Consider the following 15,120-nt stretch of genomic DNA (forward strand, 5'->3'; position numbering starts at 1 on the left):
AGCGCTCTAATAGCCACCTGTTGATTGGCTTTAAAGATTTTGGAGTTCGCAATGCCCCATGAAGGCAACCTGTTACAAGCAGCCGTGGTGTTCCTGCTCGCCGCCGTGCTGACCGTGCCCCTGGCCAAGCGCCTGCAGTTGGGCGCGGTGCTGGGCTATCTGTTCGCCGGTGTGATCATCGGCCCGTCGGTACTGGGCCTGATCGGCAACCCGCAAAGCGTCGCGCAGTTCTCGGAGTTGGGCGTGGTGCTGCTGCTGTTCATCATCGGCCTGGAGCTGTCGCCGAAACGTTTATGGGTGATGCGCAAGGCGGTATTCGGTGTCGGCCTGGCCCAGGTGCTGCTCACCGGCCTGGTGATGGGCGGGGTCGCGCTGTGGCTGTTCGGCCAGTCGTGGAACAGCGCAATCGTGCTGGGCCTGGGCCTGGCGCTGTCGTCCACCGCCTTTGGCCTGCAAAGCCTGGCCGAGCGCAAGGAGCTGAACCAGCCCCACGGGCGCCTGGCTTTTGCGATTCTGCTGTTCCAAGACATTGCGGCGATCCCGCTGATTGCCATGGTGCCGTTGCTGGCCGGGGGCGATCACCCAAGCACCCAGGCCCAGGGCGTGCAGCACGTGTTGCAGATCCTCGGCAGCATCGCCGTGGTGATCATCGGCGGGCGCTATCTGTTGCGCCCGGTGTTTCGCGTCGTCGCCAAGACCGGCCTGCGCGAAGTGTCCACGGCCACCGCGTTGCTGGTAGTGATCGGCACCGCCTGGCTGATGGAGTTGGTCGGCGTGTCCATGGCCCTGGGCGCGTTCCTCGCCGGCCTGCTGCTGGCGGACTCGGAATACCGCCACGAACTGGAATCCCAGATCGAACCGTTCAAGGGCCTGCTGCTCGGCCTGTTTTTCATCAGCGTGGGCATGGGCGCCAACCTCAGCCTGCTGCTCAGCTCGCCGCTGGTGGTGATCGGCCTGACCCTGCTGTTGATCGGTTTGAAACTGCCGCTGCTGTATGCCGTCGGCCGGCTGGTGGGCGATCTCAACCGCGAGAGCGCCTTGCGCCTGGGCGTGGTGCTGGCGGCAGGCGGTGAATTCGCCTTCGTGGTGTTCAAGATCGGCCGCGATCAGGGCCTGTTCGAACCGCACCTGTACGACATCCTGGTGCTGACCATCACCCTGTCGATGGCCGTGACGCCGCTGCTGTTGCTGGTCTGCCCGAAGCTGTTCAAGCCCAAGGTCAAACCCGTGGAAGTCCCCGAGGAATACCGCACCATCGAAAGCGATGCGCCGCGCGTGGTCATCGCCGGCATGGGCCGCATGGGGCAGATCGTCGCGCGAATCCTGCGCGCGCAGAACATTTCGTTTATCGCCCTGGACACCTCGGTCGAAACCATCGAGCTGACCCGCAGTTTCGGCGGCATGCCGGTGTTCTACGGCGACCCGCAACGTCCGGAGATCCTGCACGCGGCCAAGGTCGACCGGGCGGAGTTCTTCGTCATCGCGATGGATGACCCGGAGATCAACATCAAAACCGCCGAACTGGTGCGCAGCCTCTATCCGCACATGAAGATCATCGCCCGCGCCCGTAACCGCCAGCACGTCCACCGTTTGGTGGACCTCGACGCGTCACCGGTGCGCGAAACCTTCTATTCCAGCCTGGAAATGAGCCGCCGCACCCTGGTGGGTCTCGGCCTGAGCCAAGCCCAGGCCGACGCGCGCATCACCCGGTTCAAGAACCACGACCTGCAGGTCCTCGCCGCCCAGCACGCGGTGTACGACGACGCGGCCAAGGTCATGCAGACCGCCCAGGAAGCCCGTGCGGAACTGGCGCGGTTGTTTGAAATGGACCGTCTTGAGGAAGAGTCCGACAAGGTGTGATGGTGCGGATGAACGATCTTGCGAATTTTCTGACAGAATACGGCGCAATTTCGTTCATCTACCGGAGCGTTTCTTCATGGCCACTTTCACCAAGACCGCCGTCCTGCTGGCCCTGGCGCTTAGCGCCGGCAGCGTATTCGCCGCGGCCAAGCCGGCGGATCAGACCATCTCCACCTTGGGCGGCAAGTTCAGCTTCGACCTGCCCAAGGCCTATGTCGCCGACACCCTGCCAGCCGGCAAGGCAGCAGACGGCACCGGGGATACCCAAGGTACGATGTACGCGAACCAAACCACGAAAAGTGTGGTCATCGTCGCCGAAACCGTGCGCAACGACGGGGTGACCATTAAAGATAATGACCCGCAGTTTCTCGACGGCGCAGTCGCCGGCTTCGTCAAGGACCAGAGCGCCGCCCTGCCCGACTTCAAGAAACAGAACGAAAAGAAACTGACCTTCAAAGGCCTCGGCCTGCGCCAGGTGGACAGCACGGCCACCCAAGGCGGCGGCAAAACCTTGAACTCCACCTTCCTCGGCGGTTCCGGCAATCACTTACTGGTGATCCAGGCGATTTCGCGGGCGGATGATGTGAAGGGGCATGCGCAGTTGGTGAAACTGATCACCGGCGGCAAGTAAACCGACCGTTAAAACCACACCGATCAACTGTGGGAGGGGGCTTGCTCCCGATGGCGGTGCATCAGTCATGCATGTGTTGGCTGACACACTGCTATCGGGAGCAAGCTCCCTCCCACATTTTTAACGGTGTTCACTTCACATTGGTTTCCAGCCAGGCCTTCAAGTCCTGCACTTCCGCTGCGCTGATGGTGTGGTTCATGCCCGGATAAGTATGAAACTGCGGCTTGAGCCCCAACCCCGACAACACCTCGTTCGCCCGCGTCGCCGAGGCATACGGCAGCGCTTGGTCCAACGTGCCGTGGCCGATGAAAATCGCCAGCTGGCCCAATCGCTCATCCGGCTTGAGCTGCGCCTTGAGCACCGGCAACACGCTGCCACTGAGCGCCGCAATCCCGCGCACCAACTCAGGGTCACGTAACGCCACCTCGTAAGACATGATCGCGCCCTGGCTGAACCCCACCAGGAACACCCGGTCAGGCTGGGTGTGGTATTTGACGGTAGCCTTGGCGACAAACGCCTTGATCAGCCTGGCGCTGCTCTGCAGGTCGTCGGTCATCCCATCGTAATCGCCGTCACCCGGCGTCTTGGTGAACCAGCGGAACCCTTGGGCGTCCACCGGCATCGGCGCGCGCGCCGACAGGTAGGTCCAGGTGGACGGCAGCGCATCCTTGATGCCGAACAGGTCTTCCTCGTTGCTGCCAAAACCGTGCAGGAAAATCACCAGCGGCTGGTTGCGCGCATCGCCCTGGGTCTGTTCCAGGTACAACAACGGCAAGTCGGTGTGCAGGTCGGAATCGGCGTGGGCGGCACCGGCCACCAGGGTCAGCACCAGCGCGAACAGTTTGAACATGGAGATCGACCTCAGGGTTTGCGCAGCAAATAAGTGTCCATGATCCAGCCGTTGGCCAGACGCGCAGCCTTGCGCACCCGTTGGATGTCTTCAGCGACTTCACTCACCTTGCCGCTGATGAGGATTTCATCCGGCGTGCCGAGGTAGGCCCCCCAATAAATGTCCAGATCCTGATCGGCCACGGTGCGGTAGGAGTCTTCGGCGTCGAGCATCACCACCAGGGTGTCGGCATCGCTCGCCTGCCCCGCCGCCAAGCGGCGCCCGGTGGTGATCTCGATGGAGCGGCCGATGCGGTTCAGCGGCACTTTGTGCTGGGCCGCCAGGGCCTGCACGCTGGTGATGCCGGGGATCACTTCGAATTCAAAGACGCAGCGGCCACTGGCCAGGATCGCCTGCAGAATGCGGATGGTGCTGTCGTACAACGCCGGATCGCCCCAAGCCAGAAAAGCCCCCACTTCGCCGTCGGCCATTTCTTCATTGATCATGCGCTCGAAGGTCTGCTGCTTATCGCGGTTGAGGTCCTGCACGGCGCGGGTGTAGTCGATGTCCCCGCGCACCCGCTCGGGGCAATCGGCCTCGACGAAGCGGTAGCCGGGCTCGGTGATGTAGGTTGCGCAGATCTCACGGCGCAGGTCGATCAGCTTGTCTTTGCTCTGGCCCTTGTCCATCAGGAAAAACACGTCGGTGCGGTTCAGCGCCTTCACGGCCTGCATCGTGATGTAGTCAGGGTTGCCGGCGCCAATGCCGATGATCAGGATGCGTTTCATGGGTTGCTCTCATTGCGGGGCGTGGATTTTGCCATGTTCACGCACTCAGGCGTGAGTTTCCAGGCGCAGGCGCCAGACGCCGTTGAAACGCAGCTCAGTGCAAGACAGCGGCTCCACATCGATGCGATAAAACATCGCGACGGGAAACTGCATGACGTAGAGCAACGCGGCGCGGATGACAAACGGATGGGTGATGGCCACGACATGGCCGGATTCGGTCTGCAGCGACTGCATCCACTGCGCGACGCGCGCGCAGAGCCGATCCACCGACTCGCCACCGTGGGGTGCGCTCGCGCTGTCGGTGAGCCAGGTCGTCAGTTCGGCGCTGTCGAGCGCGGCGATGTCCTGGCCTTTCCAGTGCCCGACATCGCCATCGCGCAAGGCCTCTTCGATCTGCGCCCGATCGCCGAACAAGCTCGCTGTCTGACGGGTTCGCGCCTCGGGCCCACAGCGCAGCCGCACGTTTTTCTTGAAGCGACCGGCCAGGGATAACGCCGCGTTTTGCCAATCCATCGCCAACGATTCGTCATCGGCAAAGCAGCCGCGCTTTTGCAACGGCGTGACGGCATGGCAGATCAGAGTCAAACGGGTGGCTTGCATCGCGGATCGCAGCTACAGGAAGGATGAGGCCGCCAAGACTGGCGCAGTTGGGGCGATCACGCAACGTCCGGGGCCGGATCCTGCACTAATCAAACCACTCCCGCCGCCCCTCGAACGTACTGGTGATCAACTCGACGATCATCTGCACCGCCTCGGCATGCTGCACCTGCGCTTTCACCGCCAGCCACACCTGGCGCTGCATGGGCTCGGCGAGCAATCCCGGCAAGGCCACCAGGCCACGGTCGAAGCTGCCCATGTAGCGCGGCAGCAAACCGATGCAGGCGCCGCAGCGGATCATCTCGAGCATCAACGAATAGGCATGCACATGCACGACCGCGGCCAGGCGCTGTGCCACCACCGTGTTCCATGGCTGTAAGGCGTTCACCTGCCCATCCGGCTGCCACTGCACCAGCATGTAGTCATCCAGGTCTTCGACACTGTCGGGGCGGGTTGTCAGCCGCGAGTAACGCTTGGCGATGTGCGGCAGGTACTCCAAGCGCGCCAGCACTTGAGGCGGCGCAGTGGGGAAACTCGGGCCGGGCGTGGGGCCATCGGCGTCGGAGAGCCACAGCACCACGTCAACGTCCACCGCTTGCAGGGACAATTGGCTGTCGATGGAGATGATTTCCAGGCGCACGCTGGCGTTGCGGCGCAGCAAGGCGATCAGGTCGCGCCCGAGGATGTCGTGCAGGATCGGCTCGGCCACGGCCAGGCGAATCAGCGGTTGCTCCACCACCGGCAGGCGCCGCGCATGGGCCAGGGCAATCAATTGCGCCTGCAGCAGTTGACCATCGCGGCTGAGTACCAGGCCGTTGCCCTGAAAACTGAACAACACGTGGCGCAGCTGTTCCTCCAGTTGCGCCAGGCGTTTGCGCAGCAGCGTCGCCTTAATATTCAGGCTGCGCGCCGCCTGCATGAAACAGCCGCAGCGCGCACTCACCAGAAAGTAGCGCGCGACCTCCGGCTCGATGTCGTTGGCCAGGGCCAACCAGGCGCTGCGGGACTGGCTCGGCTCGCGATAGGGTGCAGGCCCCTGGGGGCCAGACGGTTCTAGAAATGCCATGGGAGACTCCCTGTCTTGTAGGTCTTGTGCATCCAATGCGGTTGACGCGGGTTACTCCAGCACCTGGTTCAACTGCGCGCCGTCGATGCTCAAGGTCGCGGTATTGAGCATGCCTTCCAGATACGCCTTGGCGATCTGTTCCTGGCGTTGCGCGCGCAGGGCCTGGGTCAAGCGCTCGCGCAGTTCGTCGAGGGTGGCGGTGCGCGCCGGTTGCTGGGCGGTGAGTTTGAGCACATGGAACCCCGCCGGGCTTTGCACCACCTCCGAGACCGCGCCGACCTTGAGCCGCGACACCGCTTCGCGCACCGCTGGCACCAGTTGCTGCAACGGCTGCAAGCCCGAGTCGCCACCGCGCTGGGCGGTGTCCGGGTCTTGCGAGTATTGCGTGGCCAGGGCGGCAAAATCCCCCGGCGCGGCCTGGGCCTTGCGGCTCAGTTCCTGGGCCTGGCGACGTACCGCGTCGACACTTTGCGGGTCATTCAGCGCCAGGAAGATCTGGCTGACCCGGTACATCGGCGGCGTCATCCATTGTGCTTTGCCAGCGTCGTAGGCCTGCTGCAATTCAGCGGCGCTGGGGTAGTCGGCCGGCACCTGGCTGACCGAGAGCATGTAGTCGCGAAACACGATCTGTTCGGTGGCGGCGCGGGTCTGTTGCTCCACCTCCGGGCGCTGGCGCCAGCCCTGGGCGTCGGCCTGTTCGAGCACGGCCTTTTGCGCCAGGCGCGAACGCAGCCAGCCCTCCAGGGCGCCACGGTTGCCGCGCAGTTGCTCACGGGATTCGGCCGGCAGGCTCGCCAGCACGCTTTTCAGTTCAGGCACGTCGATCTGCTGGTTGCCCAGGCGTGCCACCGCCGGCGCGCCACGCTCGTTGGGCGAGGACGTGACGACAGGCGCCGGTTGCTGAGCGGCGACCGGGTCGCTGCCCGGTCGCAGGCTCAACCCCACCGCCACCACCAGCAACGTCAGCGCCCCCGCGCCGACAACCACGGTTCGCTTCTTCACAGCACCGGTACCTCTTCAGCCACAGGTTCAGCCGCCGCCTGGGCCTGCAACTGCGCGGCGTGCTGGCTGTACTCACGCAGGTAGACGATAAATTCCTGCAGCAGGCGGTCCCACAGTTCCAACTGGCTGCGCAGGTGCGTGGCGCCGACACCGGCCACCACCACGTCCATTTCCATCAGCAAAAATTCACCCTGCACCGACAGCCGCGCAAAACGGCGCGAGGCGTTCCACACCTGGGCCAGGCCTTCGGGCAGGTCGCCCTGCACGCGCAGCGCGCAGCTGTAGGTGAAATCCACGTAGCTGCCCGGCTCCGTCGCCGGGTTGCCGAAGCGCACGGCAAAGCCGATGCCCTGGCTGGCGCTGAGCAGTTGCACGATGCCGTTCTGCTCGCTCTGGTTGACCCGGTAGCCGGCCTCTTGCAGCAACTCGGTGAGGCTCTGGGCGGTGACGCTGGTGATCAATTCGTTCATGGTCTGCTCTTCCTTGTGGATCAATGATTGACGCCCGCCTGGGGCGCATCGAAGCGGGTCTTGTACAGATCGTCGCCAAACCCCTGGGCCAGTTCCTCGAACTTGACCCGCGCACCGCTGGCGAAGGGTTGGCGAATACTCATCACCTCGGCCACGTCGATTTTTTCGTAGGCCGCAAGCAACTGCTGAGCCACGCCGTACATCTGCTGATTCTTGGCTGAACATTGCTGCACTTGTGTGTCACGTTCGCTCAGTTGCGCCTGCAGGCGTGCGCGCTCGGTTTCTTTGCCCTTGGCCAACACCAGCAGTTCGTCATAAGCCTTCTTGAACTTGCCGATCTGCTCGTTGCTCGCCGCCGCCTGGGCTTGCGCCTGGCTGTGCAGGTTCTGTTGCTGGCCGGCGAGTTGCTCGGCCACGCCACGGGCCTTTTCCAGCTCGGCGGTCAATTGCTTGATTTGCGCCTGGGCCTGCTTGGCCTGGTTTTCCGCCGCCAGGCGCGCGGCACTGGCCTGGGCCTGCTCGCTTTGCAGCGCCTGCAACTGCTGGGTGGTGCTGCGCAGTTGCGTGCGCAGGCGCTCTTCCATGCCTTCGGCCGAAGCACCGGTGGTAACCAGCAGCAACAGCAGCGCGCATATTCGCGTGTTCATGGGGCATCTCCCTGCGCATCAGAAGCGCGTGTTGAGTTCCAGTTGCATCACATCGACTTCGAACGGCGCGCCATACACTTCCGACGCACTCAGCCAACGCGCACTGGCGTAGATGTTCTTGTCGATGCCGTAGTTGCCGCCAATGAAGTAGCCCTTGGCGTTGGTGCCGCCGAGGTGATACGAGGAGTCGTTGAAACCGTCGGGCAAGGCGTCAGGCTGGATGTACTTGTAGCCGGCCAGCACGTTCCAATCGCCACGTTTGCGCATCTCCAGCGCACTGCCGAGGGTGAACTGCACCATCATGGCGTTGCCGCCACTTTCAAACTGGCCCTTGCTGTTGATGTTGTTGACGATCTGGCCTTCGCTGCGCTTGAGCATTTCGCCTTTGTCGTAGGCCAGGTTGCGGATGTAGTTGCCTTGGGTGCGCAACTTGAAGTCGCTGGGCAGTTCGCTGTCCCAGACCAGGTTGAGGTCCAGCACGTCGAACTTGGACGCCAGGCCTACGTACTGCGGGTCTGGCGTTCTGACAGGGTCAGCCGGGTTGGTGGTGTTGTTACGCAGCAGGAACACACTGTTGCCTTTTTGCATAAAGGCCACACGCGTGCCGTCGGTGTCGCAACCGGGGGCGCCGGCCCACGGCGAACAAGGGCTGGAGCGCTCACCCTGGATGTCCTGGAACTGGTAGTAGGCCGCGGCGAGCTTAAGGCTGTTGCCGCGGTTGATCTTCCAATCGGCGCCGATTTGCCCGCCGAACAGCCATTTGGTCTGACTGTCTTCCTTGTCCTTGCCGTTGCTGCTGGCGGCATCCGCGGTGTATTCGACCGGGAATGCACCGAGGGTGCCGAACAGACCCCACTCGTTGCTGAGCTTGTGGTTGAAGATCGCGGCCACGCCGTCGAAATTGAGCTCGTTGGAATACATCATGTCGGTGGCGTAGAACGGATTGGCGATTCGCCCGCCGGTCAAGGTCATGTAGTCGGTGGTTTTCCACCTCAGGTAACCCTGGTCGAGCCAGATGTCCTTCTTGCCGAAGCCACCGCCCAGGGTCTGGGTAGTGGACACCGGGTTATTGTCAGAGCCGGTGCCCAGGCGAATGCCGGCGGTCCATTCCGGCGAAATCACCGCTTTCATGCCCAGGCGCGCACGCAGGCGGAACAGGCTTTCGCGGTCTTCACGGGTGTTGAGCAGCGGCGGCAACTTGGTGTTGGAGTTGCGGTTGACGTCGTAAGGCCCGTTCTCATTGAGCTTGGCGTAATCGAGGATTTCATTGCTGTTGTTACCCGAGAAATAGCGCGACTCGTCACGCAGGCGGATATCGCCATCAAAGCTGATGCGCGAGACCCAATCCGGGAAGGTATTGGGCTGGGCCCAGTTTTCCTGCTTGGCGGTGGCCATGACTTCGGCCTTGACCTGATCGCGGATCTGGTCGCGCACCGCTTGCGGCACGTACTGCACGCGCACGTCGCCAGGCGCCGCCGTCGGGCCGCTGGCGACCACCGGCGCGGCATTGGCCTGGCGTGCCTGTTGGGCTTCTTTTTCTGCCTGGGCGATCAACCCATTGGCGGTGTCCTGGGTGAGCACACCTTGCTGTACCAGCAGGCGGATCAGGTTGATCGTGACGTTTTCCGAAGGGGCGACCGGGGCGGCCGTCGCCTGGCCGACCAGGGTCGCGATGACCATGCCGACCGCCAGGGTCAGGCGATTCACGGGGGAAATCATTCGTAAGCAACTCCTGTAAAAAACTGCAAAAAATGGGTTCGATCAATCCGGACGCCGACCCTTGAGGGACAGGCGCACCGGCATGCTCACCGAGGCTGGAACGCGTTGCGCGGCATGCGGTACACGCAACGCCGCCAGCACCTGGGCGTCGGTCTCGCGGTCGCCGCTGGACTTGGCCAGCTCCACACGCGTGACCTGGCCCTCGGCGCTCAACCACACATCCGCCTGTACCGCGTAGGCCTTTTTGCGTAACTCCGGGTCTTCCCTCAGCAGGCGTTGAAACACCCCCGCCAGGTATTGCTTGTACGTGCCGGTACCCAGGCCACCACCGCCGGAACCGGCCATGCCGCCGCCCTTGCCCGCGCCGATGTTGAAGCCGTCGTTACCGGACTGCGCATCGCCATCGATCTGCATCGGGTTGGCCAAGTCGTCGGCCGGCGAAGGCGGTGCTTCTTCCGCCGGTTTCACCTCTTCGGGCTCCGGCGTGGGCACCGGTTCGGGTACTTTTTCTTCCACCTGGGGCTCGGGTTCCTTGGGTTTTTCCGGCGGCGGTGGCGGCGGTGGCGGCAACGGGATAATGGTCGGCACCTTGGGTGCTTCGCGGCGTACCCCACTCATGTCATTGGCCCATTGCCAGAGAAACCAGGCAGCCACGGCGCCCAGCAGCAGGCCGGCGCCCCACTTCAGCGGGCGCAGCGGCGGCTTGTTCTTCACGGGCAACGGCGGCATCGGGATCTGTGCGGTCATGACTCAGCCCTGGCTCGGTTTGCCGGTGACCAGCCCGACCTGGGACAGCTCCAACCGCCGCAGCAGGTCGAGCACCTCGATCACCTTCTGGTACTGCACCGTGGCGTCGCCGCGCACGATCACCGGGAAATCCGGGTTCAGCGCTTTCTCGATGCGCAGGCGCTCCTCCAGCTCGCCGAGGGTGACCGGGTAGGCATCGAGGAACACCTGGCCGCCGTCGTTGACGGAGATGGCCTTGGTCTTGGCCTCCGACAGCGACACCGAGGCGCTGGCCTTGGGCAGGTGAATCTGGATGCCCGAGACCTGGGCGGTGGCGGTGAGGATGAACATCACCAGCACCACCATCAGCACGTCCACCAAGGGCGTAATGTTGATGCTGTCGACGGCGGCATCGTCGTCATCGTCGTGGGAGGCATTTACGGAAGCCATGGCGATTCTCCTCAGGCCGAAACCGGCGCGTGGTGCGGCACGCGGTGCGCCGTTTCACTGAACTGGCTCTCGCCGTGCATCTCCGCCAGGCGTGTGATGAACTCGTCGACGAACACGCGCATGTCGGCGCTGACTTCCTTGTTGCGCGTGATCAGGCGGTTGTAGCCGAACAGCGCGGGGATCGCGACGAACAGGCCCATGGCCGTAGCCAGCAAGGCCGCCGCCATGCCCGGGGCGATCGCATTGATGTTCACGTCGCCGGCCATGGCCGTGCCGAGGAACACCACCATGATGCCCAGCACCGTACCCAGCAGGCCGATGTACGGGCCGCCGGCGATGGCGTTGGACAGCGTCGACAGTTTGGAACTGAGCGCCTGGTTTTCGCGGGTACGCACGCCGTCCATGGAGCAACGGATGGCTTCGATGGTGGCCGCCGACACCGACGAGGTGTCGGCGCCCTGGGCGCGGCGGGTGCGGATCTCCTTGACCGCCACGCAGTACAGGCGCCACAGCGAAGAGTGGGTCAGGCGTTCGGCGAGTACGTTGTCGTCGTAGAACATTTCCAGGCGGGTGCCGATCTGCGCGAACTGCTCGCGAAACGCCTCGTTGGCACTGCTCACACGGCTGACCATACGGTTCTTGCGAATCATGATGACCCACGACTGGAACATCATCGCCACCAGCACCAGGATGATCACCCAGGCATCCATCGGCACCGCGTTGAGCAGAAAGCCCAGGCTGCCGAAACCGTAGCCCGACTGTTCTTCATCCACGCCGTAAGCGACCAGTTTCGACTCGGCGCCCTGGGCACTCGCATCGGCCAGCAACACGGTCGCCGGGCGGGCCACCTTGGACAGGCGCAGCTCATCCATCGCCCCGGCAAACGGCAAGTGCGGGCCGGCTGCTTCCGGCAGATCGGCGCCGATCGCCAGTTGTGTATTGAACGCCGGCATCGCCACCGCCAGGCTCGCGGTTTCGCGGCCGTTGACATACAGCGTGACTTTTTCACCCTCGGCGGTGAACGCCAGGTGCTGCCATTGACCGGGGTTCAGCGGCTGGGTCGAGACGGCGCGCTGGCCGTCGATTTCCACGAACGGCATGCCTTGGTTCAACCCGAGCAACAGGCTATGCGGAGCCTCACGCCGGGCGAGGACGATCTGTTCGCCGCTGGCCTGGTCCAGGCGCAGCCAGGCGCTGAACGTGAAGGCACCACCGGCGGCATGTTGCAGCGACGGGCTGGCCGGCAACAGCAAGGGCTGGCCACTGAACTGCAAGGCCCGCCCGACCACGCCGTCGATGCTGCTGCCGGTGGCATTCAGCGCGGTGTTGGCGTAGGCGGTGGTGTCCCGTGGCGGTGTGCCGCTGGCCCCGTCAAAGTGATACAGCGCGGTGTAATTCGGGTCGAAGGTCAGCTGGCCGTTGGCGGTGGCCGGGGCCTTCTGGTTGCCGTAGTACATCCACAGGTCCTGGCGCTGAGCGCCTTCGACCTTGGGCACATCGACCCAGATCAGCGCCATGCCCATCAGCGGGTCGAAGCTTTCGATCTGGTGGTTGAACACGGTCTTGTCATCGGCACCGACAAAGCGCAGGTCGCTGCCGTCGTCCTTGACCCCGTCAAAGGTGAAGTTGCCGGTGTGCAGGCGCACCAGCAGCGCGGTGCGGCCCAGGGCCTGGTTGATCGCGGCGCCTTGGGCGGTGGTGTCCACGCTGATCTGTTTGCGGTAGTGCCAATCGTCCTGCCACCAGGCATGGGCGGTGGCCGGGAGCGCGAAGCCCAGGCAGATCAACAGGCTCAGGAATAGGCGTTGCATGGGAAGAATCTCCGGGGAAAAGGGTCAGAAGGTCGCCTGCACACTGAAGTGCAGTCGCGAGTCCTGTTTCTGGGTGTTTGGTCCGTCGAGCAGCGGGTAGCCCCAATCCAGGCTGCCGGACAACCATTTGCTCAAACTGGCGCGGGTGCCAAGGCCGACACTGGCCAGGCTGTATTCGTCTTCCTGCTCGGGCAGCGGGTCGTGCAGACGCAGGCGCGCGCCTTCGGCGAACGCGTAGAAGCGCCACTCCTGCACATAACTGCCGAGGAACTTGGCCAAAGACGGTGTGCGCAGCTCCTGGGAGAGCAGCAACCCCTCATCCCCCGTGCGCTCCGCCGCCAGGTAACCGCGCACCGAGGTGGCGCCGCCAGCGGAATACTGCTCGTTGGACACCAGCGGTCCCGAGGCCAACTGGAAGCCGGCCTTGGACGCCGACTGCCAGTCGTTGGCGAAGGTGTAGGTGTAATTGGCATCGCCCTTGAGCACGGCGAAACTCGGGCTGGAGTCCCAGCGCTTGGCACGGAATTCTTCGGCGTCGCTGCCATAGCCAAAGAATGCGCGGGTGCCGACGACCAGGTTCAAGCCCAGGCCCAGCTGGGATTTTTCGCTGTAGCGGTAGCCGTTGTAGCCAAAGGTGAACGGGGCATACTTGAGCGGCACCTGGTCGCTGCTGGCGCCGAATTTCAGCTGTTCGTCGAAGTCCTTGAAGTCGATGCCGAAGGAGAACGAGTTGGCCCAGTTCCCGTCCAGCGGCAGGTTGTAGATCGCCGACACCCCGTAGGAATGGCCCTTGCCCAACACGTTGCTGCCGCCGATAGTGGCGATGTTGCTGTCGGACTGATAACCGGAAAACTGCACGGTCCAGCGCTCATCCAGCGGCGCGCTGTAGGAACCCGACCAGACCTTGGCATTCGAGCTGTCCTGGGGCGCGGTGAAATACGTCAGCGAGATGCTGTGGCCCAGTTGCCAGAGGTTGTCGTAGCCCAGGGTCGCGACCGAGCGCAGCTTCTCGGTGTCGGCGCTGTAGTCGTTGTTCAGGCCGATACTGGCGTGCCATGGGTTCTGGTCCTCCACCTGCAAGTCGACGTCCATCGTGCCGGGGCGCTGCCCCTCGCGGACCAGCGGCGTGACCTGGCGCCCGGCACTGCGGTTGAGCCCGGCCAGCTGGGTTTGCACGCTGGCGAAATCCGGCACGGCGCCTTCCTTGAGCGCCGGTACTTCCTCGCGGATTTCCACCGGCGAGTAATGCTTGGCCCCCACCACCCGCACGCGGCCGACCTTGGTTTCGCTGACTTGCAGGTAGACGATGCCGTCATCGACCTTCTGCTCCGGCAGCTCCACAAACACCGACTGGTAGCCACGCGCCTGGTAGATCTTCTGCAGCGCGTCGCGGGCGCCTTCGATATCGTTCAGGGTCTTTTGCGGGCCGAGAAACGGGTACACCGCCTCTTCGATCGTTGCCGCATCGAGCACGGTATTGCCGCGCACGAAGTACTCGTTGACGTCCACCCGGCGCGCCGGGGCATCGCCCTCTTCGGCCAGCGCCGGCTGCACCAAGGTGCCCAGCGCCAGGCAACACAGCGCCAGCGTTGACTTGAACAGATGCTCCACACAGCCCCCTAAATATCTAAAATGTTGCGCCCTCGCCGATTGCACGGCGTTTGGCCTGCTCAATTGCGGGTTGTCGAAAGTTGGCTGTGCCGTGCCAGCCAGGTGTGCAACAAGGCGAAGTTCAACGAGAACTCCGGCATGTGCAGCAAGGCGCCACAAAACACTTCACCGATGACGGTCTGGATCAATTGCACCGCCCGCGGGTTGCTCAACAGGGTGGCGATATCGCGCTGCAGCACCTGGATGCCCCACACCTTCTGGTGCAGGTCGAGGCCGACGAACCAACGGAACAGCAGGTTGTAATTGAGCTGTTCGTGCAATTGCTGTTCGCTGGGCACGGAGTACAGCAATTGCAGCAGCAGGATCTGCAACACGGTGCGCGGCGCGATCTGCATCCCGGGTGCGGGCTGCAGCAGGTCGTGGTGCCGGTCGAACACCGCATCGATCTGCGGGCGCAACAACACCAGCGAATGGCCGGCGGGGATGTAGCTGGAGACTTCCTTCAAAGCGCCCTGCCAATCGTCCTGCGAAACGATCCACACCCAGGGCGCGCCGTAGCGGTACACCGAAACCGGCTTCTTGCGCGCGGCTTCGACGATCTTCGACAGGCGCTGATCGAGCTCCTGCATGCCGACTTTCGAGTAACGTTCCATAGTTCCCATGTGCCCCACTCCTGGCGTCCTGCTGACGGCTGGGGAGACGACTTGTGGCCGCCTCCAGCGCGTTACATAGGCAAGACGGGCGTGGCCGGGCACTACCGAACTTTTGTCACGAAAGCTTCATTTTGGATTGAGTGGGGGGCATTTTTTGGGGAGGGGGGTGATCGGCTACATGTCCGTTTCTTTGGGTTCTGATCCATGGAGATATCTGATCTATGGAGATCAAAATGTGGGAGGGGCGGTGCGACGATTCG

General features: G+C 63.5%; 15 protein-coding genes. 2 read left to right on the top strand and 13 right to left on the bottom strand.

From position 1 onward, the window contains the following. The first annotated feature begins 51 nt into the window (after window positions 1-51). Window positions 52-1,860: a monovalent cation:proton antiporter-2 (CPA2) family protein gene (locus tag LQ249_RS18545; protein WP_046383058.1), complete on the top strand. Its 1,809-nt coding sequence runs from the start codon at window positions 52-54 to the stop codon at window positions 1,858-1,860. 76 nt (window positions 1,861-1,936) lie between these two features. Then, window positions 1,937-2,491 (top strand): hypothetical protein, encoded by a 555-nt coding sequence (locus LQ249_RS18550; protein WP_017849157.1) that lies wholly within the window; start codon window positions 1,937-1,939, stop codon window positions 2,489-2,491. A 130-nt stretch (window positions 2,492-2,621) separates the two neighbouring features. On the opposite strand, the gene LQ249_RS18555 is transcribed toward LQ249_RS18550, so the two are convergent. The 13 genes from LQ249_RS18555 to LQ249_RS18615 form a co-directional block, all read right to left on the bottom strand. Continuing rightward, a complete protein-coding gene (locus tag LQ249_RS18555) occupies window positions 2,622-3,341 on the bottom strand; it encodes an alpha/beta hydrolase (protein ID WP_046383057.1) in 720 nt (239 codons plus the stop codon). Window positions 3,342-3,352: 11 nt separating this feature from the next. After that, window positions 3,353-4,108 carry a precorrin-6A synthase (deacetylating) gene (cobF, locus tag LQ249_RS18560; protein ID WP_108525161.1) on the bottom strand — a complete coding sequence of 252 codons (756 nt, stop codon included), beginning with the start codon at window positions 4,106-4,108 and terminating at the stop codon, window positions 3,353-3,355. A gap of 45 nt (window positions 4,109-4,153) precedes the next feature. Continuing rightward, a complete protein-coding gene (locus tag LQ249_RS18565) occupies window positions 4,154-4,708 on the bottom strand; it encodes a histidine phosphatase family protein (RefSeq protein WP_126588320.1) in 555 nt (184 codons plus the stop codon). Window positions 4,709-4,793: 85 nt separating this feature from the next. Next, the gene (locus LQ249_RS18570; RefSeq protein ID WP_169864325.1) at window positions 4,794-5,771 is read right to left on the bottom strand and encodes a LysR family transcriptional regulator; all 978 of its coding nucleotides are present in this window, start codon (window positions 5,769-5,771) and stop codon (window positions 4,794-4,796) included. Between the two features lie 51 nt (window positions 5,772-5,822). Next, window positions 5,823-6,773, bottom strand: a complete 951-nt coding sequence (locus LQ249_RS18575; RefSeq protein WP_232565753.1) for a peptidylprolyl isomerase — start codon at window positions 6,771-6,773, stop codon at window positions 5,823-5,825. Next, a complete protein-coding gene (locus LQ249_RS18580; RefSeq protein WP_046383052.1) occupies window positions 6,770-7,243 on the bottom strand; it encodes a YbjN domain-containing protein in 474 nt (157 codons plus the stop codon). Before LQ249_RS18580 ends, LQ249_RS18575 begins: the two co-directional genes overlap by 4 nt. A gap of 20 nt (window positions 7,244-7,263) precedes the next feature. Further along, window positions 7,264-7,890, bottom strand: a complete 627-nt coding sequence (locus tag LQ249_RS18585) for a hypothetical protein (RefSeq protein ID WP_017849150.1) — start codon at window positions 7,888-7,890, stop codon at window positions 7,264-7,266. Between the two features lie 18 nt (window positions 7,891-7,908). Next, window positions 7,909-9,609, bottom strand: a complete 1,701-nt coding sequence (locus LQ249_RS18590) for a putative porin (protein ID WP_046383051.1) — start codon at window positions 9,607-9,609, stop codon at window positions 7,909-7,911. A 42-nt stretch (window positions 9,610-9,651) separates the two neighbouring features. Beyond that, window positions 9,652-10,356: an energy transducer TonB family protein gene (locus tag LQ249_RS18595; protein ID WP_057004370.1), complete on the bottom strand. Its 705-nt coding sequence runs from the start codon at window positions 10,354-10,356 to the stop codon at window positions 9,652-9,654. Between the two features lie 3 nt (window positions 10,357-10,359). Beyond that, complete coding sequence (locus LQ249_RS18600; protein ID WP_017849147.1) at window positions 10,360-10,785, bottom strand: ExbD/TolR family protein; 426 nt, start codon at window positions 10,783-10,785, stop codon at window positions 10,360-10,362. Between the two features lie 11 nt (window positions 10,786-10,796). Continuing rightward, complete coding sequence (locus LQ249_RS18605; protein WP_057004371.1) at window positions 10,797-12,596, bottom strand: DUF2341 domain-containing protein; 1,800 nt, start codon at window positions 12,594-12,596, stop codon at window positions 10,797-10,799. A 24-nt stretch (window positions 12,597-12,620) separates the two neighbouring features. Beyond that, window positions 12,621-14,207 (bottom strand): ShlB/FhaC/HecB family hemolysin secretion/activation protein, encoded by a 1,587-nt coding sequence (locus tag LQ249_RS18610; protein ID WP_046489230.1) that lies wholly within the window; start codon window positions 14,205-14,207, stop codon window positions 12,621-12,623. A 59-nt stretch (window positions 14,208-14,266) separates the two neighbouring features. Continuing rightward, entirely contained in the window at window positions 14,267-14,860 is a 594-nt protein-coding gene (locus LQ249_RS18615) for a transposase (RefSeq protein WP_017849144.1), read from the bottom strand. Window positions 14,861-15,120 lie beyond the last annotated feature (260 nt).

Source organism: Pseudomonas sp. 7-41 (genome assembly GCF_021233075.1).
Taxonomy (GTDB): Bacteria; Pseudomonadota; Gammaproteobacteria; order Pseudomonadales; family Pseudomonadaceae; genus Aquipseudomonas; species Aquipseudomonas veronii.